General features: G+C 54.2%; 26 protein-coding genes. 11 read left to right on the forward strand and 15 right to left on the reverse strand.

The features are described 5' to 3' along the window. Positions 1-11 precede the first annotated feature (11 nt). The 3 genes from hypF to ascG all read right to left on the reverse strand — a co-directional run bounded on the left by hypF (position 12) and on the right by ascG (position 4,091). Entirely contained in the window at positions 12-2,252 is a 2,241-nt protein-coding gene (gene hypF / locus ACJHWR_RS14085; protein ID WP_001107202.1) for a carbamoyltransferase HypF, read from the reverse strand. A gap of 152 nt (positions 2,253-2,404) precedes the next feature. Continuing rightward, positions 2,405-2,932, reverse strand: coding sequence for an electron transport protein HydN (gene hydN, locus ACJHWR_RS14090; protein ID WP_001078777.1), 528 nt, complete (start codon positions 2,930-2,932; stop codon positions 2,405-2,407). Positions 2,933-3,080: 148 nt separating this feature from the next. Further along, positions 3,081-4,091 carry a DNA-binding transcriptional regulator AscG gene (gene ascG, locus ACJHWR_RS14095; protein ID WP_024175809.1) on the reverse strand — a complete coding sequence of 337 codons (1,011 nt, stop codon included), beginning with the start codon at positions 4,089-4,091 and terminating at the stop codon, positions 3,081-3,083. A gap of 259 nt (positions 4,092-4,350) precedes the next feature. On the opposite strand from ascG, the gene ascF reads away from it, so the two are divergent. Together ascF and ascB are read left to right on the forward strand one after the other, a co-directional pair. After that, a complete protein-coding gene (gene ascF / locus ACJHWR_RS14100; RefSeq protein WP_001107884.1) occupies positions 4,351-5,808 on the forward strand; it encodes a PTS cellobiose/arbutin/salicin transporter subunit IIBC in 1,458 nt (485 codons plus the stop codon). 8 nt (positions 5,809-5,816) lie between these two features. After that, a complete protein-coding gene (gene ascB / locus ACJHWR_RS14105) occupies positions 5,817-7,241 on the forward strand; it encodes a 6-phospho-beta-glucosidase AscB (protein WP_000110324.1) in 1,425 nt (474 codons plus the stop codon). Positions 7,242-7,327: 86 nt separating this feature from the next. Here the strand turns inward: ascB and ACJHWR_RS14110 are convergent, their stop codons facing one another. From ACJHWR_RS14110 to hycA, 10 genes are all read right to left on the reverse strand, one after another. Next, positions 7,328-8,083: a hypothetical protein gene (locus ACJHWR_RS14110; protein WP_012311597.1), complete on the reverse strand. Its 756-nt coding sequence runs from the start codon at positions 8,081-8,083 to the stop codon at positions 7,328-7,330. 42 nt (positions 8,084-8,125) lie between these two features. Then, positions 8,126-8,596 (reverse strand): hydrogenase maturation peptidase HycI, encoded by a 471-nt coding sequence (gene hycI, locus ACJHWR_RS14115; RefSeq protein WP_000132961.1) that lies wholly within the window; start codon positions 8,594-8,596, stop codon positions 8,126-8,128. Next, positions 8,589-8,999, reverse strand: coding sequence for a formate hydrogenlyase assembly protein HycH (gene hycH, locus ACJHWR_RS14120; protein WP_001291914.1), 411 nt, complete (start codon positions 8,997-8,999; stop codon positions 8,589-8,591). The genes hycI and hycH overlap by 8 nt, the downstream gene beginning before the upstream one ends. Then, positions 8,996-9,763 carry a formate hydrogenlyase subunit HycG gene (gene hycG, locus ACJHWR_RS14125; RefSeq protein WP_000067399.1) on the reverse strand — a complete coding sequence of 256 codons (768 nt, stop codon included), beginning with the start codon at positions 9,761-9,763 and terminating at the stop codon, positions 8,996-8,998. The genes hycH and hycG overlap by 4 nt, the downstream gene beginning before the upstream one ends. After that, complete coding sequence (gene hycF, locus ACJHWR_RS14130) at positions 9,763-10,305, reverse strand: formate hydrogenlyase subunit HycF (RefSeq protein WP_000493805.1); 543 nt, start codon at positions 10,303-10,305, stop codon at positions 9,763-9,765. Before hycF ends, hycG begins: the two co-directional genes overlap by 1 nt. Positions 10,306-10,314: 9 nt before the next feature. After that, the gene (gene hycE / locus ACJHWR_RS14135) at positions 10,315-12,024 is read right to left on the reverse strand and encodes a formate hydrogenlyase subunit HycE (RefSeq protein WP_001288122.1); all 1,710 of its coding nucleotides are present in this window, start codon (positions 12,022-12,024) and stop codon (positions 10,315-10,317) included. Positions 12,025-12,041: 17 nt separating this feature from the next. Beyond that, the gene (gene hycD, locus ACJHWR_RS14140) at positions 12,042-12,965 is read right to left on the reverse strand and encodes a formate hydrogenlyase subunit HycD (protein ID WP_000115226.1); all 924 of its coding nucleotides are present in this window, start codon (positions 12,963-12,965) and stop codon (positions 12,042-12,044) included. A gap of 2 nt (positions 12,966-12,967) precedes the next feature. Then, positions 12,968-14,794, reverse strand: a complete 1,827-nt coding sequence (gene hycC, locus ACJHWR_RS14145) for a formate hydrogenlyase subunit 3 (RefSeq protein ID WP_001274405.1) — start codon at positions 14,792-14,794, stop codon at positions 12,968-12,970. Beyond that, entirely contained in the window at positions 14,791-15,402 is a 612-nt protein-coding gene (gene hycB, locus ACJHWR_RS14150; protein WP_001079186.1) for a formate hydrogenlyase subunit HycB, read from the reverse strand. Before hycB ends, hycC begins: the two co-directional genes overlap by 4 nt. Positions 15,403-15,526: 124 nt before the next feature. Next, positions 15,527-15,988 (reverse strand): formate hydrogenlyase regulator HycA, encoded by a 462-nt coding sequence (gene hycA, locus ACJHWR_RS14155; RefSeq protein ID WP_000158062.1) that lies wholly within the window; start codon positions 15,986-15,988, stop codon positions 15,527-15,529. A 211-nt stretch (positions 15,989-16,199) separates the two neighbouring features. Between hycA and hypA the strand changes: the two genes are divergently transcribed. The 7 genes from hypA to ACJHWR_RS14190 all read left to right on the forward strand — a co-directional run bounded on the left by hypA (position 16,200) and on the right by ACJHWR_RS14190 (position 22,442). Beyond that, positions 16,200-16,550, forward strand: a complete 351-nt coding sequence (gene hypA / locus ACJHWR_RS14160) for a hydrogenase maturation nickel metallochaperone HypA (protein WP_024175810.1) — start codon at positions 16,200-16,202, stop codon at positions 16,548-16,550. A 3-nt stretch (positions 16,551-16,553) separates the two neighbouring features. Continuing rightward, entirely contained in the window at positions 16,554-17,426 is an 873-nt protein-coding gene (gene hypB / locus ACJHWR_RS14165) for a hydrogenase nickel incorporation protein HypB (protein ID WP_000337665.1), read from the forward strand. Beyond that, positions 17,417-17,689 carry a hydrogenase 3 maturation protein HypC gene (gene hypC / locus ACJHWR_RS14170; RefSeq protein ID WP_000334881.1) on the forward strand — a complete coding sequence of 91 codons (273 nt, stop codon included), beginning with the start codon at positions 17,417-17,419 and terminating at the stop codon, positions 17,687-17,689. The genes hypB and hypC overlap by 10 nt, the downstream gene beginning before the upstream one ends. Then, complete coding sequence (gene hypD, locus ACJHWR_RS14175; RefSeq protein ID WP_001212982.1) at positions 17,689-18,810, forward strand: hydrogenase formation protein HypD; 1,122 nt, start codon at positions 17,689-17,691, stop codon at positions 18,808-18,810. The genes hypC and hypD overlap by 1 nt, the downstream gene beginning before the upstream one ends. Continuing rightward, complete coding sequence (hypE, locus tag ACJHWR_RS14180) at positions 18,807-19,817, forward strand: hydrogenase maturation carbamoyl dehydratase HypE (RefSeq protein WP_001059916.1); 1,011 nt, start codon at positions 18,807-18,809, stop codon at positions 19,815-19,817. Before hypD ends, hypE begins: the two co-directional genes overlap by 4 nt. A gap of 73 nt (positions 19,818-19,890) precedes the next feature. Beyond that, the gene (flhA, locus tag ACJHWR_RS14185; protein WP_001305775.1) at positions 19,891-21,969 is read left to right on the forward strand and encodes a formate hydrogenlyase transcriptional activator FlhA; all 2,079 of its coding nucleotides are present in this window, start codon (positions 19,891-19,893) and stop codon (positions 21,967-21,969) included. Positions 21,970-22,013: 44 nt separating this feature from the next. Beyond that, on the forward strand, positions 22,014-22,442 hold the full coding sequence (locus ACJHWR_RS14190) for a molybdopterin-binding protein (RefSeq protein ID WP_000301062.1): 429 nt from the start codon (positions 22,014-22,016) through the stop codon (positions 22,440-22,442). Between the two features lie 38 nt (positions 22,443-22,480). Here ACJHWR_RS14190 and ACJHWR_RS14195 read toward each other — a convergent pair whose 3' ends face one another. Both ACJHWR_RS14195 and ACJHWR_RS14200 read right to left on the reverse strand, forming a co-directional pair. Then, on the reverse strand, positions 22,481-22,825 hold the full coding sequence (locus ACJHWR_RS14195; protein WP_000015479.1) for a nitrous oxide-stimulated promoter family protein: 345 nt from the start codon (positions 22,823-22,825) through the stop codon (positions 22,481-22,483). A 76-nt stretch (positions 22,826-22,901) separates the two neighbouring features. Continuing rightward, positions 22,902-23,036: a hypothetical protein gene (locus ACJHWR_RS14200; RefSeq protein WP_000611937.1), complete on the reverse strand. Its 135-nt coding sequence runs from the start codon at positions 23,034-23,036 to the stop codon at positions 22,902-22,904. 75 nt (positions 23,037-23,111) lie between these two features. Here ACJHWR_RS14200 and mutS point away from each other — a divergent pair, with 75 nt between their 5' ends. After that, a complete protein-coding gene (gene mutS / locus ACJHWR_RS14205) occupies positions 23,112-25,673 on the forward strand; it encodes a DNA mismatch repair protein MutS (RefSeq protein WP_001272887.1) in 2,562 nt (853 codons plus the stop codon). Positions 25,674-25,778: 105 nt separating this feature from the next. Beyond that, on the forward strand, positions 25,779-26,435 hold the full coding sequence (gene pphB / locus ACJHWR_RS14210) for a protein-serine/threonine phosphatase (RefSeq protein WP_001141352.1): 657 nt from the start codon (positions 25,779-25,781) through the stop codon (positions 26,433-26,435). Positions 26,436-26,463 lie beyond the last annotated feature (28 nt).

Below are 26,463 nucleotides of genomic sequence, written 5' to 3' on the forward strand. Positions count from 1 at the left end.
CACATCCGCCACTATGCAGCATGCAGGATGCGCGCCGCAGCAATAACCCCCTGCCCCAGAGACAAGCCGCCATCACCCGCCGGTAAACTCTGCGGAAAGAGTAATGTGAAATCAGCGAGATAATGCGCCAGGCGTGTACGCAGCAATCGGTTATGAATAACCCCACCGCTAAATACCAGCGTAGTGATACCGCGCATCGTGGCCTGCTCACGCATCAACGCGGCAAAACCCTGCGCCAGCGCATCATGAAACGCCCACGCGCGTTGATTAACCGGTGCCTGCCAGTTCAGCCACTGCTGCCAGAAAGTGGCGAGATCCAGTTGATTGTCCACCAGCGGCATCGTCACCGGATGCGTCACTCCGTCGCATGAAGCTGCGAGCGCCTCCAGAGCACAAGCCGCTTCACCTTCATAACTTAACGTGGCTGGCGCACAGCCCAGTGCCGCCGCCACAGCATCAAACAAACGCCCACACGATGACGCCAGCGGCGCGTTAATTCCACGCTCAATGGCCCGCGCCAGCACGCTCCAGTTTTGCTGTTGCACACTTGCCGTTTCAGGGTAATTCTGCCACTCCGGCACAAAGCGCAGGCACTGCGCCAGCAGGTTACGCCACGGCTGCTTTGCAGCCAAATCGCCCCCAGCAAGCGCCACCGCTGGCAAGCCGCCCAGGTGCTGGCATTCGCGATAGTTCACCCGCAGACACTCGCCGCCCCACAAAGCGCCGTTCTCCCCCATACCGATACCGTCGAGCGTCAAAGCAATGACATCACCGCCCTCCAGTGGCCAGTGATGTTCTGCCAGACACGCCGCCGCGTGGGCATGATGATGCAGCACCGTTTGCGTCGGCAGATTCATTTCGCGCGCCCACTGGCTGGAGACATAGCCCGGATGTGCGTCATGCACAACGTATTGCGGGGTAAAATCGTAGATGTTTTGCATCAGGCGTAACGCTTCGCGCCACTGCATCTGGATGCCATCGTCACTTAAATCGCCCAGATGCTGACTCAACACCGCTTGTTCACCGCGCACCAGGCAGAAGGTATTTTTCAGATCCGCGCCGAGACACAGCACAGGCGGAACATTTTTAAAGCCCGGAGGCAAAGCCAGCGCATCCGGCACATACCCCCGCGAACGGCGCAGCATTTCGCCGCTTTCGCGCACCACCGAATCATCCATCCGCTGCACGATGTCGCGGTTATGTATCAAGAATCCGTCGGCAATGCCCTGCAAATCCGCCAGCGCCTGTTCGTTGCTGATAGCTGGTGGTTTACCGCTCAGGTTGCCGGAGGTCATCACCAGCGGGCATTGCAGTTCCTGTAACAGCAAATGCTGGAGCGGGTTCGCAGGCAACATCACCCCAACTTCGTTAAGGCCAGGGGCGATATCATCACAAAGCTCAGGTATGTATTTTTTATCCACCAGCACAATCGGCGCGGCGGGCGTGGAAAGCAACTGGCGCGCAGCGTCTGGTAAACCGTCAGCCACTGGCAACATGACCGCCAGCGGTTTCGCCGGGCGATGTTTACGTGCCCGTAGTGTCGCCACCGCGTTACTGTTACGCGCATCGCAGGCGAGATGAAATCCGCCAATCCCTTTGATGGCGACAATGTTGCCCATTTTTAACTGTGCGATAGCCGCCTGTAATGCCGCCTCTTGTTCTGCATGTTCACCATGACTTACCCATTCAAGATGTGGGCCACACTCCGGGCAGGCCACCGGCTGGGCGTGGAAGCGACGATCGAGCGGGTCGCGGTACTCTTTGTCACAAGCCGGACACAGCGGAAACGCCGCCATCACGGTAAACGGGCGGTCGTAAGGCATCGCGCGAATAATGGTGAAACGCGGGCCGCAGTGGGTACAGTTGATAAACGGATAACGATAACGCCGCTCGCCCGGGGTATTCATTTCGGCAAGGCAAGCAGGGCAAGTGGCGGCATCCGGGACAATTTGCGTATTCATGGTGCCGCCTGTGCTCTGGCGGATAGTGAACTCAGTGGGCAGTTGTGACCAGATAAACGGCTCACGCTCGACGCTATCAATACGCGCCAGCGGCGGGCAGTGCTGATGCAATTGAACAAGAAACGTTTCCGGGGCTTCCAGCAGCCGGACTTCTACGCCATCGCCGTCATTACAGACATCGCCGTGAAGATTTAATTGCTGTGCCAGTTGCCAGACAAACGGACGAAAACCGACGCCCTGCACTTTGCCACGAATACGCAGTTGGACACCGCAAGATATGTTTTTTGCCATTGAGTTATTCCCGCCATCATGAATTTCGTAACCCGCCCTGCCGGACACGACAGCGTCGCATCCGGCAGTCACAGGTCGGCGATACTGCCCGCTTCGTATTCTACGAATATTTCCGGGAATTCCTTTGATGCCAGAACAGTTCTGTAAGATTTTTAGAACATCAGCGCCGTACGGCGACGTTTTTCTGCGCTCAGTTGTTCAAGTTTATTACGATCGACACAAATCAGCGCATGGGTCGGGCAAGCCGCCATACACGCCGGGCCGTCTTCACGATGGTTACAGAGGTCGCATTTATTGGCTTCGGCTTTGTCAGCCCGTACATTCAGCCCCGCGCCGCTGTTGCGAATCACCGGACGTACCACCACTTCCATCGCGCCATACGGGCAAGCCACAACGCAGGTTTTGCAACCAATGCAACGTTCCTGCATCACATGAACAAACCCTTTATCACGGCTGATAGCACCATTCGGGCAGACGTTAGCACACGGTGCATCTTCACACTGACGGCAGACTGTTGCCGTAGAAATGTTCACACCTTTAATGACATGGATTCGCGGTAAAAAAGTTTCCGGGGTCAGCGATGCACAGTCCTGATTCTCCTGATGAGAAACCACGCACGCCACTTCACAGGTACGGCAACCAATACATTTACTCGCGTCAGCAATGATGAAACGGTTCATCAAATTCTCCAGCAATGACAGTTAATGCGCCGATACATTCACAAATCATGCCAGTTTTTAATTTACTGTTATTTAAAGAAATTAAATTCTGTAATGCAGGAAAAACGATGTCATCGACACTAGTGACGATGACATGTGATGACAATGTTTATTGCGAAAGAGCAATGAGGGAGCCGCGGCGGATCAGTTTTCCGCTGAAGGTTTTCGGCGGTGAGAAATCCCCACCATCGAGCATAAAAATCAGCCGTCCAATAATTTCCTGAATCATCTCAGTTACCGGAATTTTTACGCTGGAGAGCGCCGGAACGGTGTAGGGGGCAATAGCGATATCATCGAATCCGATAACTGACACCTGCTCTGGCACCGCTACGCCGCGCTCGTGCAACGCTTTCATCGCACCTATCGCCATATCGTCGTTACTGGCAACTAACACGCTAAATTTAGCCCCACGTTCGAGCAACGTTTCTACCCCTTCGGCCCCGCTGGCAGGCGTCCATTTACCGTTAGCGATAAGTTTTTCATTGAGCGCAATACCATGCTGCGACAGCGCGTCTTTATACCCGGCAAGACGTTCAATGCTGGTGGGGGAATCCATCGAGCCGGTAAGGAAAGCAATCTCCTGATGCCCGGCGTTTATCAACTCTGCCACGGCGTTAAAGCTGGTCTGTTTATGATCGCACCAGACGCTATGGCTGCTATTTTTGCGCAGGCGGCGATTAAGCACCATTATCGGCTGACTGTGCGCGTCAATGATGTCATCAATTTCATCCACGCTTAAAAAGCGCGGATAAATCATGATCGCGTCGCAGCGCAGATCCAGCAGATACTGAATCGCCTGGCGCTCTTCTTCGGCGCTGTGTTTACCATCTGCCAATAGCAACTGCCGCCCTTTCTCTTCCGCCATTCGCGCGGCATGAAACAGTAGTTCACTAAAATAAATGCCGTGGTAAAGCGTGTTAGTCACTACCAGCCCCAGCGTCTGGGTACTTTTCGCCGACAGATTGCGGGCCAGCAAATTTGGGCGGTAACCGCTCTCTTCTACCGCCTGAAACACGCGATCTTTAGTCTCCTGGCTGACGTAGCCATTACCTGAAAGCACGCGGGAAACGGTCGCTTTTGAAACCCCGGCGCGCTTCGCCACTTCCAGCATCGTCGTCATCATTTTCATCCCTTTACACGCAATCAACGCAGTGTACTGCACCGTTTGCCGATTGTCCTTGCGCAATCGGCGGGAAAAATATTCAGGTGACCGGTTTCACAAATATAAAAAATGAACAATTAACTCTCTTGCTTATTTAGTGACAACTATTCATGATTTTGTGAAACCGGTTTCCTAATTCCGTTTCAGCATCGGCATTTTTCCGTCACGTCGACTGATAACAACTACATCTACCCTACTGATAACAGGATAAAATCCGATGGCCAAAAATTATGCGGCGCTGGCACGCTCGGTGATAGCGGCACTGGGCGGCGTTGATAACATCTCGGCAGTCACGCACTGTATGACGCGTTTGCGCTTCGTTATCAAAGATGACCAGCTTATCGACAGTCCGACGTTGAAAACCATCTCCGGCGTGCTCGGCGTGGTACGTAGTGACAACCAGTGTCAGGTGATTATCGGCAATACCGTTTCACAAGCCTTTCAGGAAGTCGTCAGCCTGCTGCCGGGAGATATGCAGCCCGCACAGCCCGAGGGTAAACCCAAACTTACGCTACGTCGCATTGGTGCGGGGATCCTCGATGCGCTGATCGGCACCATGTCACCGCTGATCCCGGCGATTATCGGCGGATCGATGGTCAAACTGCTGGCGATGATCCTCGAAATGAGCGGCGTGCTGACAAAAGGATCGCCGACCTTAACCATTCTGAATGTGATTGGTGACGGTGCTTTCTTCTTCCTGCCGCTAATGGTCGCGGCATCTGCCGCCATCAAATTTAAAACCAATATGTCGCTGGCGATTGCCATCGCGGGTGTGCTGGTACATCCGAGTTTTATTGAACTGATGGCGAAAGCGGCCCAGGGTGAACATGTCGAATTTGCCCTGATTCCGGTCACCGCGGTGAAATACACCTACACGGTGATCCCGGCGCTGGTGATGACCTGGTGCCTGTCATATATCGAACGCTGGGTGGACAGCATTACACCGGCGGTGACGAAAAACTTCCTCAAGCCAATGCTGATTGTGTTGATTGCCGCACCGCTGGCAATCCTGCTGATTGGCCCGATTGGTATCTGGATCGGTAGCGCCATTTCGGCGCTGGTTTACACCATTCATGGTTATCTGGGCTGGCTTTCAGTCGCCATTATGGGCGCGCTGTGGCCTCTGCTGGTAATGACCGGGATGCACCGCGTCTTTACGCCAACCATCATTCAGACCATTGCCGAAACCGGCAAAGAAGGAATGGTCATGCCATCAGAGATCGGCGCTAACCTGTCGCTGGGCGGTTCATCACTGGCGGTGGCGTGGAAAACGAAAAACCCGGAACTGCGCCAGACGGCGCTGGCTGCGGCGGCATCAGCCATTATGGCGGGGATTTCCGAACCGGCGTTATATGGCGTGGCGATCCGCCTGAAACGTCCGCTTATCGCCAGTCTTATCAGTGGTTTTATTTGCGGCGCGGTTGCCGGTATGGCGGGGCTTGCCAGCCACTCAATGGCAGCGCCGGGGCTATTTACCAGCGTGCAGTTCTTCGATCCGGCGAATCCAATGAGCATCGTCTGGGTGTTCGCGGTCATGGCGCTGGCGGTGGTGCTGTCGTTTATCCTCACACTGTTGCTCGGCTTTGAGGATATTCCTGTTGAGGAAGCGGCTGCCCAGGCGCGAAAGCATCAGAGTGTACAACCGACCGTCGCCAAAGAAGTAAGTCTTAATTGAGGATGAAAATGTCAGTATTTCCAGAAGGTTTTTTATGGGGCGGCGCGCTTGCCGCCAACCAGTCTGAAGGTGCGTTCCGTGAAGGTGGCAAAGGGCTGACCACCGTCGATATGATCCCACACGGCGAGCATCGAATGGCGGTGAAACTGGGGCTGGAAAAACGTTTTCAGTTGCGCGATGACGAGTTTTATCCCAGCCATGAGGCGACGGATTTTTATCATCGTTATAAAGAAGATATCGCCCTGATGGCAGAGATGGGATTCAAAGTGTTCCGTACCTCAATTGCCTGGAGCCGCCTCTTCCCGCAGGGCGATGAACTGACGCCCAACCAGCAGGGCATTGCTTTTTATCGCGCGGTATTTGAAGAGTGTAAAAAGTACGGTATCGAACCGCTGGTCACGTTGTGCCACTTCGATGTGCCGATGCATCTGGTCACCGAATATGGCTCCTGGCGTAACCGCAAGCTGGTGGAGTTTTTCAGCCGCTACGCCCGGACCTGCTTTGAAGCATTTGATGGTCTGGTGAAATACTGGCTTACCTTCAATGAAATCAACATTATGTTGCATAGCCCGTTCTCCGGCGCGGGTCTGGTGTTTGAAGAAGGGGAAAATCAGGATCAGGTGAAATATCAGGCCGCGCATCACCAGCTGGTTGCCAGTGCGCTAGCTACCAAAATCGCCCATGAGGTTAACCCGCAAAATCAGGTGGGCTGTATGCTGGCGGGCGGCAACTTCTACCCTTACAGTTGCAAGCCGGAGGATGTCTGGGCGGCGTTGGAGAAAGACCGGGAAAACCTGTTTTTTATCGATGTGCAGGCGCGGGGCGCGTATCCGGCTTACTCTGCCCGCGTATTCCGCGAAAAAGGGGTAACCATCAACAAAGCACCGGGCGATGATGAAATCCTGAAAAACACCGTCGATTTTGTCTCATTCAGCTATTACGCCTCGCGCTGCGCCTCGGCGGAGATGAACGCCAACAACAGCAGTGCGGCGAATGTAGTGAAATCGCTGCGTAACCCGTATCTACAGGTAAGCGACTGGGGCTGGGGTATTGATCCACTCGGTCTGCGTATCACCATGAACATGATGTACGACCGCTATCAGAAGCCGCTGTTTCTGGTGGAAAACGGCCTCGGCGCAAAAGATGAATTTGCTGCCAACGGTGAGATTAACGATGACTATCGCATCAGCTATTTACGCGAACATATCCGCGCAATGGGCGAAGCGATTGCAGATGGCATTCCGCTGATGGGCTACACCACCTGGGGCTGTATTGATTTGGTTTCCGCCTCAACGGGTGAAATGAGCAAACGCTACGGTTTTGTCTATGTAGACCGTGACGATGCAGGCAACGGCACGCTGGCGCGCACGCGTAAGAAATCGTTCTGGTGGTATAAAAAAGTGATTGCCAGTAATGGTGAGGATTTAGAGTAAGTAACATTGCCGGATGCGGCGTGAACGCCTTATCCGGCCTACAAGGCCCGATAAGCGTTGCGCATCGGGCAATCTGGCGTTTGGCATCAGAGCTGGTTCACCCCATCAAGAACATCCCCCTTTATCAAGCAACGCTGCGTCAGTGCCAGATCTTCCGTTTGCGGGTCGCGCCCGGCGATGGGTTTGAGGACGAGTTTACGGTTGGGGGTATAAGTAAAACGCGTGAGCGCGGGATAGCTTAACTTGCCAAACCAGCCGTGAACACGCTGCCATTTGGCGTCTTTTACCTGATACAGACTGGTTATCCAGTAACCGGAATCAAACTGCATATCCAGCAATTGCGTGTGGCCATTGCCTTGCAAATCCAGCAAATCATCTACGCCAGTTTTGCTTGCGGTGTAGAATCCCCAAGGTTCAAAGACACAGGGACGACCATCGCGCGTGAACGTCATAAGGATTAAATGTGCATAAGGAGCCAGACCATTACCAGCACTTGGTAACCAGATAACCAGATCCTGAATGCCGTTACGATCCAGATCGGCACGATAGAACTGCCCTTTGCCCGCCATATTTGCCAGCAAACCCACAGGCACCTTCCAGGATTTACCGGTGCGGTCTTTAGCAGTTAATTGCCAGTAATCCTCTTCATTTGGCATCTTCTCAAGCGTCACGCCAGCAACGCCCACTTTTCTAAAATGCCAGTTTTGCTCGGCATCATAAGGCATGGTCAGGAGAGGTTTAAGCGCCCGCTTTTGCGCGTATTCGCTGTCACTCATCGGCAGATATTCGGTAAAGCTGGTGGCCTGTGCAGGCAGCACTAAGCTCAATAAAAAAGCGCACATCCCTGTTCTGATGTTCAATTCCCTGAATTCCTTACTGAAAAACTACTCTTCTTCCACCGCTAACTGCGCGAAGCCGCCATTCCCTTCCCAGCCTTCCAGACGTTGATAAACGGTTTCCACCGCATCTTTAATCGGCTGGGTCATCGGGTAGTAAAAGCCGACGATATCCGGCTGGATGCCGAGGAAAATCACTTCGCCAATGTCTTCTTTCAACTGGTCGATAAGGTAGTTCAGCGGCATGTTATGGGTAGTCATCATAAACATCTCGGCGATGTCATCCGGGTCGATGATGCGGATCTCGCCGGGGTTTAGCCCCATATCCGTGGCGTCGACAATCAGCAGTCGTGTCGGGCGCAGTTCACGGATGGCGACGATATCGTTTTCCGGTGCGCTACCGCCGTCAATCACCACCCAGTTACCTTTCGGCGCGGCGGCGCACTTTTCCGCCAGCAGCGGGCCTGCGCCATCATCGCCCATCATGCTATTGCCAACACAGAGTAAAACGTCAGTCACGCAATCTCCTCACCATCAAATAGATGGCATTTTCCTGATAAATATCATGCAGCATACTTAACAGCATGGTACTCCATTCTTTCTGCTGCGAAGTTTGCGCTGCCCGGGCTTTATCGAATGCGTTAGCCAGCATCGGCACATGGTTAATGTCGATGACGATCTCACCGTACTTCGGCACGCCTTCCATTTTACGGCGGGCTTCGCTGCCCGCCTCCAGAGTGGCAATCCATGCCAGATAGTCATCCCACGGGCAGGTGAGCGCCGCTTCCAGGCAATCGATAACCCCAAGGTGGTGACCAATCGCCAGGCTGTAATAGACCACCTGCTGCGCCTCGGCGGGCGTGGCATCGTTCTCATCAATAAATTTACGGCTCAGTTGACTGAACACCACCTTTTCACTCATCGGATACGCGCCTCTTCAACAACATGATTCAGATGGCTGACAATCTCGTTCAGACGCGGATCGTTTTCCGCTTCCAGCCAGCGTGCAACCTGTTCTTCGCCCTGCCCTAATTGCGTCAGGAAATCATCGGCAATCTGGCGACCGTAACGATAACCCGCCAGGCGGCGTGCTTCGCGATCCACTTTCACACGCAGCGGCTGCACCATATCGCCATGAAGGATTTCCGCCGGTTGTTCATCCTGCTCACCCGGGCCACGGGCGTGAATTTTCTGCTCCAGCAGGCCGAGCGCCATTGCAAAGCCGTATAGCGTAGCGGCTGGCGTTGGCGGGCAGCCAGGGATGTAGACATCTACCGGGACGATTTTATCCGTACCGCCCCACACGCAGTAGAGATCGTGGAAGATCCCGCCGCTGTTACCGCAGGCACCGTAGGAGATACAGATTTTCGGGTCCGGCGCGGACTGCCACGCACGCAGCGCAGGGGATCGCATTGCACGGGTGACCGCGCCGGTAAACAGTAAAATATCCGCATGACGCGGTGACGGGACGACTTTAATGCCGAAGCGTTCTGCATCGAACAGCGGCGAAAGCGTGGCGAAAATTTCGATTTCACAGCCGTTGCAGCCGCCGCAGTCCACGCGGTAAACGTAGGCAGAACGTTTGATTTTTTTCAGTAACGACGCCTTCATGCTGGCGATGGATTCATCCACCGTCATCGGGACCGGAATGCCGTTAGCGTCACGGGGGCCTAATAAATTGCTCATCAGATGGCCTCTTTCATATGGCGAGTCAGTTCAATACGGTCGGACGGCACCAGGCATTTCTGGCGCTTACATTCCGGGCAAGTCTCAAAGCTTTCGCGGTGGTTTTCCGCGCGGCTGTCGCCGTTGTGCTTAAGCAGCGCAATGGCGTAGTCGATCTCTTTCTGGACGGCGAAAGGACGATTGCAGACGCGACAGTTGCACAGCGCGAAGCGGGACTGTTGCAGGAAGTCTTCTTTCTTCCACACCGCCAGTTCGTACTCTTGCGACAGTTTGATCGCCGCCGTCGGGCAAACTTCTTCGCAGCGTCCACAGAAGATGCAGCGCCCGAGATTAAACTCCCAGGCAAGCTCTCCTGTGGCGAGGTCAGTTTCAACCGTTAAGGCGTTTGACGGGCAGGCATTGACGCAGGCCGAGCAGCCGATGCACTGCTGCGGGTTCTGCTCTGGCTTACCACGGAAGTTTTTATCAACCGCAATCGGCTCCAGCGGATAAGACGAGGTCGCCGTGCCGGTTTTGATGACTTTTTTGATAAAGGTAAACATGGCGATTCCTTATTTCAGCGGCGAGTTTTTACGCTCAATGCTGTAGCGCTCGAGTTCTTTGTACGGCACCACTTTGCTCTTCTTCTTACGTACATCGACCACGGTCATGCGGTCGGTACAGGAGTAGCAAGGGTCCAGGCTACCGATAATCAACGGCGCATCGGAAACGGTGTTGCCGCGCAGCATGTAGCGCAGGGTCGGCCAGTTTGCGTAGGTCGCCGCACGGCAGCGCCAGCGGTACAGCTTCTGGTTGTCGCCGGTCATGCTCCAGTGGATATCGTCGCCGCGCGGCGCTTCGGCAAAGCCCAGCGCGAAACGGTGCGGAATGTAGGTAAAGCCTTCCACCATCAGCGGGCCGCCCGGCAGGTTATCCAGACCGTAATCGATCATATTCAGCGCGGTATAGACTTCGTTGATACGCACTTTCAGACGGGAAATAACGTCGCAGCCCTGCTCGCTGTGGACTTCCATTGGCAGCAGGCCATAACCAACAAACGGGTGATCGGCACGGGTATCACGGGCATGACCGCTGGCACGGACCATCGGGCCAACGTTACTGAAGTCGCGAGCGATTTCCGGGTCCAGACGACCAATGCCGACGGTGCGTTGTTCCATGTTCGGTGTGCTCAGCAGCACATCCACCAGCTCCTGCACTTCACGACGCATCTGTTGTGCCAGCTGGCGGGTCTGGATCATGTCGTCTTTCAGCAGATCGCGACGAATCCCGCCGATCAGGTTCAGGCCGTAGGTTTTACGTGCACCGGTAAGGATCTCTGCCATTTTCATGGAGGTTTCACGCACGCGGAAGAACTGCATAAAGCCGGAGTCGAAGCCGGTAAAGTGACAGGCCAGGCCGAGGTTGAGCAGATGCGAGTGCAGGCGTTCCACCTCCAGCAGAATGGCGCGGATCATCTGCGCACGTTCTGGCACCTGAATACCCATCGCGTTTTCCACCGACGTGGTGTAGGCGGTGCTGTGAGCAAAGCCGCAGATCCCGCACACACGGTCAGAGAGGAAGGTCACTTCGTTGTAACCCATGCGGGTTTCCGCCAGTTTTTCCATGCCGCGATGGACATAGAACAGGCGGTAGTCGGCGTCGATAATGTTTTCGCCATCGACGAACAGACGGAAGTGACCCGGTTCGTCAGAAGTGACGTGCAGCGGACCAATCGGCACGACATTGTTTTTCTTGTCGCCCAGTTCGTTGATGAACTCGTAGGTTTCAGCATCGGTAGTCGGTGCCGGACGCTGACGATAATCCATGCTGTCTTTACGCAGCGGATAAAGTTCATCCGGCCAGTCATCCGGCAGCACCAGACGACGTTCATCCGGAAGCCCTACCGGAATCAAACCGTACATATCGCGCACTTCGCGCTCGCCCCACACCGCCGCCGGAACGCGCGGTGTCACGGACGGATATTCCGGTTTGTTGGCGTCAACTTCGACGCGCACGGTTATCCAGCATTTGGTGCCCTTCTCCATCGACAGCACGTAGTAAACGGCGTAATGACCATTCAGTTTGCGTTCGTCGTTACCAAACAGCACCGACAGCCAGCCCCCTTGTTTGTAGTAGAGAAACTCCACCACTTCCGGCAGGTAGTTCACCTTCACGGTGACGGTTAGCTGATCTTTGGTCTGCCAGGCGTGGTCCAGCACGACGCCCGGAAATGCCTCATTCAGCGCGGCGAGATAATGTTGACCTAATTTTTCTTCAGACATGCTCAAACTCTCTTTAATCACGCCGCCAGCAAGGAGACGAACGCTAAAAATGCAAAGCCAAACCCAGCCCAGGTAATGCGCGGAGTAATATCAAGACGCAGACGGGCCATGCTGTTTTCGAACAGCGCGATAACCAGTACGCCGACCACCAGTTTGACGATGGCAATCACCAGTGCCAGCAGCAGCCCACCGACGGTGAAGGTTTCCATTTGTCCCCACGGAATAAACACCCCGACGAACATCTGCAACACCACCAGCTGTTTCAGGCTGATGCCCCATTTCATGACGCCAAAACCGCTGCCGCTGTACTCAGAGAGCGGACCTTCCTGCAACTCCTGCTCGGCTTCCGCCAGGTCGAACGGCAGTTTGCCCATTTCGATAAAAGTGGCGAACGCACAGGCACAAAGCGCCAGCACCAGCGGGATGCTCTGGCTCAGTGGCCAGTGATAAACGGTGTCGGTGATGTTGCTGATGTTGGTGGAACCGGCAACCTGTGCGGCGACCCACAGACCAAGCAGCAGCATCGGTTCAACCAACACGCCAAGCATCGCTTCACGGCTCGCGCCGATAGCGGTAAACGGGCTACCGGTATCCAGACCAGAAATGGCAAAGAAGAAACGCGCGATGGCGAAGAGATACAGTAAGGTGATCAAATCGCCCAGTTGCGGCAGCGGAGAACCGACGGTCACCACCGGCAGCGCAGTGGCGATAGTCAGCATGACGCCCACCATCACATACGGCGTCAGGCGGAACACCCAGCCGGAGGCATCCGGGCCAACGCTCTGGCGACCCAGCAGTTTGATAATGTCGCGATACTCCTGCAACACGCCCGGCCCGCGACGGTTATGCAAGCGGGCGCGCGCCACGCGGGTTATACCGGAGAGCAGCGGCGCAACGGCAAATAACACCAGCGCCTGAATTAACGGATATAAAACACTCATTCTCAGGCTCCTCGTGAAACAATAATCACCACCAGCACCGCCAGTTCAACCAGCGCCATCCGGCGGAACAGCAACGCACTCCCCTCGCACTGCCAGCCCGGCACCAGCGACACCGGATTCAGCCATTTGCGTAGTTTCAGCACCGGCGCAAACGCCTGTTTCACCGGCATGGCAAAACCGTGAGCGGTAATCACCATTGATTTTTCATGATCGTAGCCGCACACCCAGGCCGCGCCGCGGGAACGCGACGGCAAACGATCGCCTTTGCAAATCGCCATAATGATGAATGGCAGCAGCGGGCAGGCAATCAGCAGCAACGTGATCATGGGTTGAGAAACGGTGGTGTTAGCAGGCTCCAGCGGCAGAGGTACAGCAGCAGAGAGCATCGGCAGTAGCCACGGCGCAGCAACACCGCCAATTACGCAGCAAATCGCCAGTGCCACTACGCTTACGCTCATCAGGAGCGGCGCACAGGTGGCGTTTTCGGCCTCTTTGGTACGCGGCGCGCCGAGGAAAGTAACGCCATAAACTTTCGCCATACACATCACCGCCAGCGCACCGGTAATTGCCAGCCCCACGGCAAGCAGCGGCCCGAGAAGACGGGCAACAAACGCGCCACTATTGCTCAGTTTGAAGAAGGATTGATAGATAACCCATTCCCCGGCAAACCCGTTCAGTGGCGGCAGCGCAGCCATTGCCATCAGCCCGACTAACATGGCGATGGAGATAACCGGCATTTTCTTGCCAATACCACCGAGTTTTTCGATATCGCGATGACCGGTACGGAACCAGACGCTCCCCGCCCCGAGGAAAAGCACGCTTTTGAACAGGCTATGGTTAAGCAGATGGTACAGACCACCGACCAGACCAAGGGCAATCAGCGCCGGTTGTTCGAGCGCGATACCCGTTACGCCAGCGCCCAGCCCCAGCAGGATAATGCCGATATTCTCCAGGGTGTGGTAAGCCAGCAGACGTTGGATATTATGTTCCATCAACGCATACAGACCGCCGACGAATGCGGTGATCATGCCGAGTACCAGCAGTGCGATCCCCCACCACAGCGGTGCATTACCGCCCAGCAGTGACAGGGTTAAAATGCCCAGCAGGCCAATTTTCATGACTACCGTGGAAAACAACGCGGCAGCTGGCGCAGAGGCGTTAGCATGTGCCTGCGGCACCCAGCCGTGCAGCGGAATAATCCCGGCCAGCAGGCCAAAGCCAATCACACCGAGCAGCCAGATATCGGAACCGAGCGGCAACTGTTGCATACGCATATCCAGCAGGCGCAGATCCAGCGTGCCGTAACGCTGCCACAGCAGCCAGCAAGCAATCGCCAGCAGCAGAGTGCCAAGACGCCCCAGCGCAAACCACAGTTTGCCCTCTTTGCTGTTGCTGGTGAGGAACACCGCACACAAGGCCATGACTTCGGCCATTACCACGAACATGCCGAGGTTGCTGGCAATGACGGCGCAGACGGCGGCAGCCATCAACATATTGATCTGCAAGCCGTTGCACTTCACCTGCGCGTGGCGATGCCAGTCAATGTTGTAGAGGCTGACAAACAGACCGCACAGACCGAGCGTAATCAGCCAAATCGCGTTAAGCGGAGAGATTTGCACATCGTAGCTTACCAGCGACAGCGCACCGCTCACGCCAACCGCGCCAGTCAGCACAGTAAAGCCCGCGGCTGCCGTATACAGGCTACCAACCGCGCCGCCAATTCCGGCTATCCAGCCGCTTAGCGCCTTTTGAAAAGAAAAGAGAAATGCCAGAACAGCGGCGGCGACAAACCACGCCACGCCGCTATTGATCAGGGAAATTGCGCTCATTTAGCCTCTCCACTTTGAGCCTGCTGAAACAAGGTGAGATCGCCAAAGTCCGTGTTAAAAGTCAGCTCACGCTTACGTTTGCTGACGCGGGCGATATCGGTGTTATCCACCAGATGCAGGGCTTTAGTCGGGCACATCCGCACGCAGGCCGGACCTTGTTCATCAAAACTACAAAGGTCACATTTGACGGCGATCGCGCGAATACCTGGCACCCAGTCAAGCAATGTGCTGACACGCGCCGGAGCAGGCGGTGCCGGTGGCGCTTTCGGGGTATTGGCGTTTGCCGGAATATCCAGCGGACGGCTGCCGGAAAATTCAATTGCGCCAAACGGGCAGGCGATGCCGCACAGTTTGCAGCTTACGCACAGACTTTCATTCAACTGCACGGCCCCATCAACGCGGGTGATGGCGTTAACCGGGCAAACCACCGCACAGGGCGCATCTTCACAGTGGTGACAGAGCTGCGGCGCAGATTCTTTTTCATTGAGCATCACTCGCAGGCGCGGCATTGATTGCAGGCCGTGCTGGCGATGCGTCTCTGAACAGGCAGCCTCACAAGTGTGGCAGCCGATACAGAGCGTGGAGTCAGCAATTACAAAACGATTCACCAGGCATTCCTCAGGTGATTGTCATTTTTGACGAAAACATGCCGATGAAATGTCATTTTCGACACTCATCGACACGCCCATCCCCAAACAGGCGTAACGCCTGCAAAACGGGCAAAGCCTCAGCTCATGCTGCCGGGCTTTGTCCCTTTACCAGTTGGCTTAAATTCACCGGCACATTGTTTTCAATGGCGGTATATAAGCTGTCGTAAACGCCAGCGATTTTTTCGAGATAGTGTTCCAGAACCTGTTCGCGATCGCGGATGTTGACCTTGCCATCAATCATGCCGTCAATGCTCAGTTGCGCCTGCGCAATCCACTGTTTGTCTTCACCCTCTTTTGTTTCGACGTAATACTCGATGGTGTGGCTGTTAAAGCCATCCGCCAGGGTGACATAAATACGAAAATGTTCAAAAAGGACGAAACAGAGTTCTTTGTCCGGCGCGCAGCTCATGGCGTGATGCAGGCGCGCTTTCGATAACGTGATCCCCTGAACCAGCGAATTACAGTAGATGTGCCACTGGTCCTGTAGGCGACGATGCCGCTGTGCGATGTAATCGGCTTTCTCGCTTATTTCCCAAATAGTCATTGTCAGGTTACCCGTTTAACAGAGATGCCAGCTTTAAGCATTTTCTGTGCCAACTTTTAATTTATTGTTATTAAAGAGATTTTTAAGCTAAAGATGAATTTCGTCGCCGTGTCGACGTGTCATTTCGACATCATCGACATTATTCACCGCAGGGATAATCAACACTGGCACAATTATTGCTTGTAGCTGGCAATAGTTAATGGGAGGCGATATGCACGAAATAACCCTCTGCCAACGGGCACTGGAATTGATCGAACAGCAGGCCGCAAAACACGGCGCAAAACGCGTAACTGGGGTCTGGCTCAAAATTGGCGCATTTTCTTGTGTCGAAACCAGCTCTCTTGCCTTTTGTTTTGATCTGGTTTGCCGCGGCAGCATGGCGGAAGGTTGTAAACTGCACCTCGAAGAACAAGAGGCCGAATGCTGGTGTGAAACATGCCAACAGTATGTGACGCTACTGACCCAGCGCGTCCGCCGCTGTCCACAGTGTCATGGTGACATGCTACAGATTGTGGCAGACGACGGTTTACAGATTCGGCGGATAGAAATAGACCAGGAGTGAGCGATGTGTACAACATGCGGTTGCGGTGAAGGCAACCTCTATATTGAGGGTGATGAACATAACCCTCATTCCGCGTTTCGTAGCGCGCCATTTGCCCCGGCGGCACGCCCGAAGATGAAAATCACCGGCATTAAAGCGCCTGAATTTACCCCCAGCCAGACTGAAGAAGGCGACCTGCATTACGGTCATGGCGAAGCGGGCACTCACGCGCCGGGCATGAGCCAGCGTCGGATGCTGGAAGTCGAAATTGACGTGCTGGACAAAAACAACCGTCTGGCTGAACGCAACCGCGCGCGCTTTGCTGCCCGCAAGCAACTGGTGCTCAACCTGGTTTCCAGCCCTGGTTCCGGTAAAACCACCCTGCTGACGGAAACCTTAATGCGCCTGAAAGACAGCGTTCCGTGCGCGGTTATTGAAGGCGATCAGCAAACCGTGAACGATGCCGCACGCATTCGTGCTACCGGCACACCAGCGATTCAGGTGAATACCGGTAAAGGTTGCCATCTTGACGCACAGATGATCGCCGACGCCGCGCCGCGCCTGCCACTGGACGATAACGGTATTCTGTTTATCGAAAACGTTGGCAACCTCGTATGTCCGGCGAGCTTCGATCTCGGTGAAAAACACAAAGTGGCGGTGCTTTCCGTTACCGAAGGTGAAGACAAACCGCTGAAATATCCACATATGTTTGCCGCCGCCTCACTGATGCTGCTCAACAAAGTTGACCTGCTGCCGTATCTCAACTTTGACGTTGAGAAGTGCATCGCCTGCGCCCGCGAAGTCAATCCAGAAATTGAAATCATCCTTATTTCCGCCACCAGCGGCGAAGGGATGGACCAGTGGCTGAACTGGCTGGAGACACAGCGATGTGCATAGGCGTTCCCGGCCAGATCCGCACCATTGACGGCAACCAGGCGAAAGTCGACGTCTGCGGCATTCAGCGCGATGTCGATTTAACGTTAGTCGGCAGCTGCGATGAAAACGGTCAGCCACGCGTAGGCCAGTGGGTACTGGTTCACGTTGGCTTTGCCATGAGCGTAATTAATGAAGCCGAAGCGCGCGACACTCTCGACGCCTTACAAAACATGTTTGACGTTGAGCCGGATGTCGGTGCGCTGTTGTATGGCGAGGAAAAATAATGCGTTTTGTTGATGAATATCGCGCGCCGGAACAGGTGATGCAGTTAATTGAGCATCTGCGCGAACGTGCTTCACATCTCTCTTACACCGCCGAACGCCCTCTGCGGATTATGGAAGTGTGTGGCGGTCATACCCACGCCATTTTTAAATTCGGCCTCGACCAGTTGCTGCCGGAAAACGTTGAGTTTATCCACGGTCCCGGTTGCCCGGTGTGTGTACTGCCGATGGGTAGAATCGACACCTGCGTGGAGATTGCCAGCCATCCGGAAGTCATCTTCTGTACCTTTGGCGACGCCATGCGCGTACCAGGGAAACAGGGTTCGCTGTTACAGGCAAAGGCACGCGGTGCCGATGTGCGCATCGTTTACTCGCCGATGGATGCGTTGAAACTGGCGCAGGAGAATCCAACCCGCAAAGTGGTGTTCTTCGGCTTGGGTTTTGAAACCACCATGCCGACCACCGCCATCACTCTGCAACAGGCAAAAGCCCGCGATGTGCAGAATTTTTACTTCTTCTGCCAGCACATTACGCTCATCCCAACACTGCGCAGTTTGCTGGAACAGCCGGATAACGGTATCGACGCGTTCCTCGCGCCCGGCCACGTCAGTATGGTGATCGGCACTGATGCCTATAATTTTATCGCCAGCGATTTTCATCGTCCGCTGGTGGTGGCTGGTTTCGAACCGCTTGATCTACTGCAAGGCGTGGTCATGCTGGTGGAGCAGAAAATAGCGGCCCACAGCAAGGTAGAGAATCAGTATCGTCGGGTGGTGCCGGATGCCGGTAACCTGCTGGCGCAACAGGCGATTGCCGATGTGTTCTGTGTCAACGGCGACAGCGAATGGCGCGGCTTAGGCGTGATTGAATCTTCTGGTGTACACCTGACGCCGGATTATCAACGATTCGATGCCGAAGCGCATTTCCGCCCGGCACCGCAGCAGGTCTGCGATGACCCGCGCGCACGTTGTGGCGAAGTATTAACGGGCAAATGTAAGCCGCATCAATGCCCGCTGTTTGGTAACACCTGTAATCCTCAAACCGCGTTTGGTGCGCTGATGGTTTCCTCCGAAGGAGCGTGCGCCGCGTGGTATCAGTATCGTCAGCAGGAGAGTGAAGCGTGAATAATATCCAACTCGCCCACGGTAGCGGCGGCCAGGCGATGCAGCAATTAATCAACAGCCTGTTTATGGAAGCCTTTGCCAACCCGTGGCTGGCAGAGCAGGAAGATCAGGCACGTCTTGATCTGGCGCAGCTGGTAGCGGAAGGCGACCGTCTGGCGTTCTCCACCGACAGTTACGTTATTGACCCGCTGTTCTTCCCTGGCGGTAATATCGGCAAGCTGGCGATTTGCGGCACCGCGAATGACGTTGCGGTCAGTGGCGCTATTCCGCGCTATCTCTCCTGTGGCTTTATCCTCGAAGAAGGATTGCCGATGGAGACACTGAAAGCCGTAGTGACCAGCATGGCAGAAACCGCCCGCGCGGCAGGCATTGCCATCGTTACTGGCGACACTAAAGTGGTGCAGCGCGGCGCGGCAGATAAACTGTTTATCAACACCGCTGGCATGGGCGCAATTCCGGCGAATATTCACTGGGGCGCACAAACGCTAACCGCAGGCGATGTTCTGCTGGTGAGTGGAACTCTCGGCGACCACGGGGCGACTATCCTTAACCTGCGTGAGCAGCTGGGGCTGGATGGCGAACTGGTCAGCGACTGTGCGGTACTAACGCCGCTTATTCAGACGCTGCGTGACATTCCCGGCGTGAAAGCGCTGCGTGATGCCACCCGTGGTGGTGTAAACGCGGTGGTACATGAGTTCGCGGCAGCCTGCGGTTGTGGTATTGAACTTTCAGAAGCGGCACTGCCGGTTAAACCTGCTGTGCGTGGCGTTTGCGAGCTGCTGGGACTGGACGCCCTTAACTTTGCCAACGAAGGCAAACTGGTGATCGCCGTTGAACGCAACGCGGCAGAGCAAGTGCTGGCAGCGTTACATTCCCATCCACTGGGGAAAGACGCGGCGCTGATTGGTGAAGTGGTGGAACGTAAAGGTGTTCGTCTTGCCGGTCTGTATGGCGTGAAACGAACCCTCGATTTACCACACGCCGAACCGCTTCCGCGTATATGCTAATAAAATTCTAAATCTCCTATAGTTAGTCAATGACCTTTTGCACCGCTTTGCGGTGCTTTCCTGGAAGAACAAAATGTCATATACACCGATGAGTGATCTCGGACAACAAGGGTTGTTCGACATCACTCGGACACTATTGCAGCAGCCCGATCTGGCCTCGCTGTGTGAGGCTCTTTCGCAACTGGTAAAGCGTTCTGCGCTCGCCGACAACGCGGCTATTGTGTTGTGGCAAGCGCAGACTCAACGTGCGTCTTATTACGCGTCGCGTGAAAAAGACACCCCCATTAAATATGAAGACGAAACTGTTCTGGCACACGGTCCGGTACGCAGCATTTTGTCGCGCCCTGATACGCTGCATTGCAGTTACGAAGAATTTTGTGAAACCTGGCCGCAGCTGGCCGCAGGTGGACTATACCCCAAATTTGGTCACTATTGCCTGATGCCACTGGCGGCGGAAGGGCATATTTTTGGTGGCTGTGAATTTATTCGTTATGACGATCGCCCCTGGAGCGAAAAAGAGTTCAATCGTCTGCAAACATTTACGCAGATCGTTTCGGTCGTCACCGAACAAATCCAGAGCCGCGTCGTTAACAATGTCGACTATGAGTTGTTATGCCGGGAGCGCGATAACTTCCGCATCCTGGTTGCCATTACCAACGCGGTGCTTTCCCGCCTGGATATGGACGAACTGGTCAGCGAAGTCGCCAAAGAAATCCATTACTACTTCGACATTGACGATATCAGCATCGTCTTACGCAGCCACCGTAAAAACAAACTCAACATCTACTCCACTCACTATCTTGATAAACAGCATCCCGCCCACGAACAGAGCGAAGTCGATGAAGCCGGAACCCTCACCGAACGCGTCTTCAAAAGTAAAGAGATGCTGTTGATTAATCTCCACGAGCGGGACGATTTAGCCCCCTATGAACGCATGTTGTTCGACACCTGGGGCAACCAGATTCAAACCTTGTGCCTGTTACCGCTGATGTCTGGCGACACCATGCTGGGCGTGCTGAAACTGGCGCAATGCGAAGAGAAAGTGTTTACCACTACCAATCTGAATTTACTGCGCCAGATTGCCGAACGTGTGGCAATCGCTGTCGATAACGCCCTCGCCTATCAGGAAATCCATCGTCTGAAAGAACGGCTGGTTGATGAAAACCTCGCCCTGACCGAGCAGCTCAACAATGTTGATAGTGAATTTGGCGAGATTATTGGCCGCAGCGAAGCCATGTACAGCGTGCTTAAACAAGTTGAAATGGTGGCGCAAAGTGACAGTACCGTGCTGATCCTCGGTGAAACTGGCACGGGTAAAGAGCTGATTGCCCGTGCTATCCATAATCTCAGTGGGCGTAATAATCGCCGCATGGTAAAAATGAACTGCGCGGCGATGCCTGCCGGATTGCTGGAGAGCGATCTGTTTGGTCATGAGCGTGGGGCTTTTACCGGTGCCAGCGCCCAGCGCATTGGTCGTTTTGAACTGGCGGATAAAAGCTCCCTGTTCCTCGACGAAGTGGGCGATATGCCGCTGGAGTTACAGCCGAAGTTGCTGCGTGTATTACAGGAACAGGAGTTTGAACGCCTCGGCAGCAACAAAATCATTCAGACGGACGTACGTTTAATTGCCGCGACTAACCGCGATCTGAAAAAAATGGTCGCCGACCGAGAGTTCCGTAGTGATCTCTATTACCGCCTGAACGTATTCCCGATCCACCTGCCGCCACTACGCGAGCGTCCGGAAGATATTCCGCTGCTGGCGAAAGCCTTTACCTTCAAAATTGCCCGTCGTCTGGGGCGCAATATCGACAGCATTCCTGCCGAGACGCTGCGCATCCTGAGCAACATGGAATGGCCGGGCAACGTGCGTGAGCTGGAAAACGTCATCGAGCGCGCGGTATTGCTAACACGCGGCAACGTGCTGCAGCTGTCATTGCCAGATATTGCTTTACCAGAACCTGAAACGCCGCCTGCCGCAACGGTTGTCGCCCAGGAGGGCGAAGATGAATATCAGTTGATTGTTCGCGTGCTGAAAGAAACAAACGGCGTGGTTGCCGGGCCTAAAGGCGCTGCGCAACGTCTGGGGCTGAAACGCACGACTCTGCTGTCACGGATGAAGCGACTGGGAATTGATAAATCGGCATTGATTTAACAGATGTGGTTATACTCGATCAACATTCAATGAAAGGAGGCAGTATGGCAGTTTCAGCAAGAAATCAATTAACCGGAACAGTTAGCGCAGTAGCAATGGGCGCTGTGAATGATGAAGTAGAACTGACGCTGGCAGGTGGTGCAAAGCTGGTGGCAATTGTTACACACAGCAGCCAGCAGGCTCTTGGTCTGGCAAAAGGGAAAGAAGCGATTGCCCTGATTAAAGCCCCGTGGGTAACACTGGCAACGGAAGACTGTGGACTGAAATTCTCTGCTCGCAACCAGTTTGCTGGCAGCGTGTCGACAATCACCGAAGGCGCAGTGAACGCCACTGTCCATATCAAAACGGATGCGGGTTTTGAAATTGTGGCAGTGGTAACAAATGAAAGTCAGGATGAAATGAAACTCACCACTGGCTCGCGCGTTATTGCATTGATCAAAGCATCAGCCATCCTGATTGCCACCAAAGCGTAAACGCCTTATTTGCCGGAGAGTATGGCTCTCCGGCAGATTTATTTCTTTGGACGATATTTTTCTGGCAACTCCGGCACCGGACGCTTGTCATCGATGAGATGACGCACGGTTAAGATCGGATGACGCCACAGCATTCGCGGCCCGGCCCAACGCATAATCTGTTTCATCTCTTCACGCTTTGCTGGCTGGTAACAGTGCACCGGACACTGCTTACAGGCTGGTTTCTCTTCGCCGAACACACATTTATCCAGCCGCTTTTGCGCGTAGGCAAACAGCGCGTCGTAATGCTCCGGCTCCGCTGACGCCTGCGGGCATTTCGCTTGATAAAGATCGATCATTTTTTTAATCGTCAGTTTTTCACGAGAGATACGCTTGCCGGACATGCTGCCTCCATACTCTTAAGGTGTATTTATATTACAACTTAATTTGAAAGGGGACTATGGCTCTGAAGGAGGAGGTTTATTCAACCGACGCAATTTTGCGTACTTGCTTCATAAGCATCACGCAAAAGCTGCAAAACAGCATCTTTCCCGGAATCACCATCAAGAACTCGCCGTTCGCTTCTTCCCCTGAAATGATTAACTCCGGTATCATGTGCGCCTTATGTGATTACAACGAAAATAAAAACCATCACACCCCATTTAATATCAGGGAACCGGACATAACCCCATGAGTGCAATAGAAAATTTCGATGCCCATACGCCCATGATGCAGCAATATCTCAAGCTGAAAGCCCAGCATCCCGAGATCCTGCTGTTTTACCGGATGGGTGATTTTTATGAACTATTTTATGACGATGCAAAACGCGCCTCGCAACTGCTGGATATTTCACTGACCAAACGCGGTGCTTCAGCGGGAGAGCCGATCCCGATGGCGGGGATCCCCTACCATGCGGTGGAAAACTACCTCGCCAAACTGGTGAATCAGGGCGAGTCCGTTGCCATCTGCGAACAAATTGGCGATCCGGCGACCAGCAAAGGTCCGGTTGAGCGCAAAGTTGTGCGTATCGTTACGCCGGGCACCATCAGCGATGAAGCGCTGTTGCAGGAGCGTCAGGATAACCTGCTGGCGGCTATCTGGCAGGACAGCAAAGGTTTCGGCTACGCGACGCTGGATATCAGTTCCGGGCGTTTTCGCCTGAGCGAACCGGCTGACCGCGAAACGATGGCGGCAGAGCTGCAACGCACTAATCCGGCAGAGCTGTTGTATGCAGAAGATTTCGCCGAGATGTCGCTGATTGAAGGTCGTCGCGGACTGCGCCGTCGCCCGCTGTGGGAGTTTGAAATCGACACCGCGCGCCAGCAGTTGAATCTGCAATTTGGCACTCGCGATCTGGTCGGTTTTGGCGTCGAGAACGCGCCGCGCGGACTTTGTGCTGCCGGTTGTCTGTTGCAGTATGCGAAAGATACCCAACGCACGACCCTGCCGCATATTCGTTCTATCACCATGGAACGTGAGCAGGACAGCATCATTATGGATGCCGCGACGCGTCGTAATCTGGAAATCACCCAGAATCTGGCGGGTGGTGCGGAAAATACGCTGGCTTCTGTGCTCGACTGCACCGTCACGCCGATGGGCAGCCGTATGCTGAAACGCTGGCTGCATATGCCAGTGCGCGATACCCGCGTGTTGCTTGAGCGCCAGCAAACTATTGGCGCATTGCAGGATTTCACCGCCGAGCTGCAGCCGGTACTGCGTCAGGTCGGCGACCTGGAACGTATTCTGGCACGTCTGGCTTTACGAACTGCTCGCCCACGCGATCTGGCCCGTATGCGTCACGCTTTCCAGCAACTGCCGGAGCTGCGTGCACTATTAGAAAATGTCGATAGCGCTCCGGTACAGGCGCTGCGTGAAAAAATGGGCGAGTTTGCCGAGCTGCGCGATCTGCTGGAGCGAGCAATCATCGACACACCGCCAGTGCTGGTACGCGACGGTGGTGTTATCGCACCGGGCTATAACGAAGAGCTGGATGAGTGGCGCGCGCTGGCTGACGGCGCGACCGATTATCTGGAGCGTCTGGAGGTCCGCGAGCGTGAACGTACCGGCCTGGACACGCTGAAAGTTGGCTTTAATGCAGTGCACGGCTACTACATTCAGATCAGCCGTGGGCAAAGCCATCTGGCACCGATTAACTACATGCGCCGCCAGACGCTGAAAAACGCCGAGCGTTACATTATTCCGGAGCTGAAAGAGTACGAAGATAAAGTTCTCACCTCAAAAGGCAAAGCACTGGCTCTGGAAAAACAACTTTATGAAGAGCTGTTCGACTTGCTGTTGCCGCATCTGGAAGCGTTGCAACAGAGCGCGAGCGCGCTGGCGGAACTCGACGTGCTGGTGAACCTGGCGGAACGGGCCTATACCCTGAACTACACCTGCCCGACCTTTATTGATAAACCTGGCATTCGCATTACCGAAGGCCGCCATCCGGTGGTTGAACAGGTACTGAATGAGCCGTTTATCGCCAACCCGCTGAACCTGTCGCCGCAGCGCCGCATGTTGATCATCACCGGTCCGAACATGGGCGGTAAAAGTACCTATATGCGCCAGACCGCGTTGATTGCGCTGATGGCCTATATCGGCAGCTACGTACCGGCGCAAAAAGTCGAGATTGGCCCGATCGATCGCATCTTTACCCGCGTAGGTGCCGCGGATGATCTGGCTTCCGGACGTTCAACCTTTATGGTGGAGATGACCGAAACCGCCAATATTTTACATAACGCCACCGAATACAGTCTGGTGTTGATGGACGAGATTGGGCGTGGAACGTCCACTTACGATGGTCTGTCGCTGGCGTGGGCATGCGCGGAAAATCTGGCAAATAAGATCAAAGCGTTGACGCTGTTTGCTACCCACTATTTCGAGCTGACCCAACTGCCGGAGAAAATGGAAGGCGTCGCCAACGTGCATCTCGATGCGCTGGAGCACGGCGACACCATTGCCTTTATGCATAGCGTGCAGGATGGCGCGGCAAGCAAAAGCTACGGCCTGGCGGTTGCAGCGCTGGCAGGCGTGCCAAAAGAGGTTATTAAGCGCGCACGGCAAAAACTGCGTGAGCTGGAAAGCATTTCGCCGAACGCCGCTGCTACGCAAGTGGATGGTACACAAATGTCTTTGCTATCCGTACCGGAAGAAACTTCGCCTGCGGTCGAGGCACTGGAAAACCTGGACCCAGATTCACTCACTCCGCGTCAGGCGCTGGAGTGGATTTATCGCTTGAAGAGTCTGGTGTAATAACAATTCCCGATAGTCTTTTGCTATCGGGAATATTAACGACAACTGACGAATCAAATAAAAATACCCTGTATAATAGGAAATCTTATTTTACAGGGTAAAACCATGCCATCTACACGCTATCAAAAAATCAATGTCCATCACTATCGCCATATATGGGCCGTTGGTGATATTCATGGTGACTATCAATTATTACAATCCCGCTTACATCAACTCTCTTTTTGCCCTGAAACCGACTTACTTATTTCGGTAGGCGATAACATCGATCGTGGGCCGGAGAGTCTTAACGTGCTGCGCCTGTTAAACCAGCCCTGGTTTACATCGGTTAAAGGCAACCATGAAGCGATGGCGTTGGATGCGTTCGCGACCGGCGATGGCAATATGTGGCTTGCCAGCGGTGGCGACTGGTTCTTTGAGTTAAGTGATACGGAACAAAAAGAAGCAATAGACCTGTTGCTACGTTTTCATAATCTTCCACATATTATTGAAATCACTAACGACAGAATAAAATATGTCATCGCACATGCGGATTATCCGGGTGATGAATATCAGTTTGGTAAAGAAATAGCAGAAAGCGAATTACTCTGGCCTGTTGATCGCGTGCAGAAATCATTCAAGGGAGAGTTAAAAGAAATAAACGGTGCCGACTGTTTTATCTTTGGACATATGATGTTTGATAACATCCAGACATTTGCCAATCAGGTTTATATTGATACCGGCTCGCCGGAAAGCAGACGGTTATCGTTTTATAAAATTAAATAACGTGGCCGGGTAAAGCAAAGCCTCTACC

Origin of the sequence: Escherichia sp. WS568, from assembly GCF_046486085.1 — a bacterium.
In the GTDB taxonomy this organism is placed as follows: domain Bacteria; phylum Pseudomonadota; class Gammaproteobacteria; order Enterobacterales; family Enterobacteriaceae; genus Escherichia; species Escherichia coli.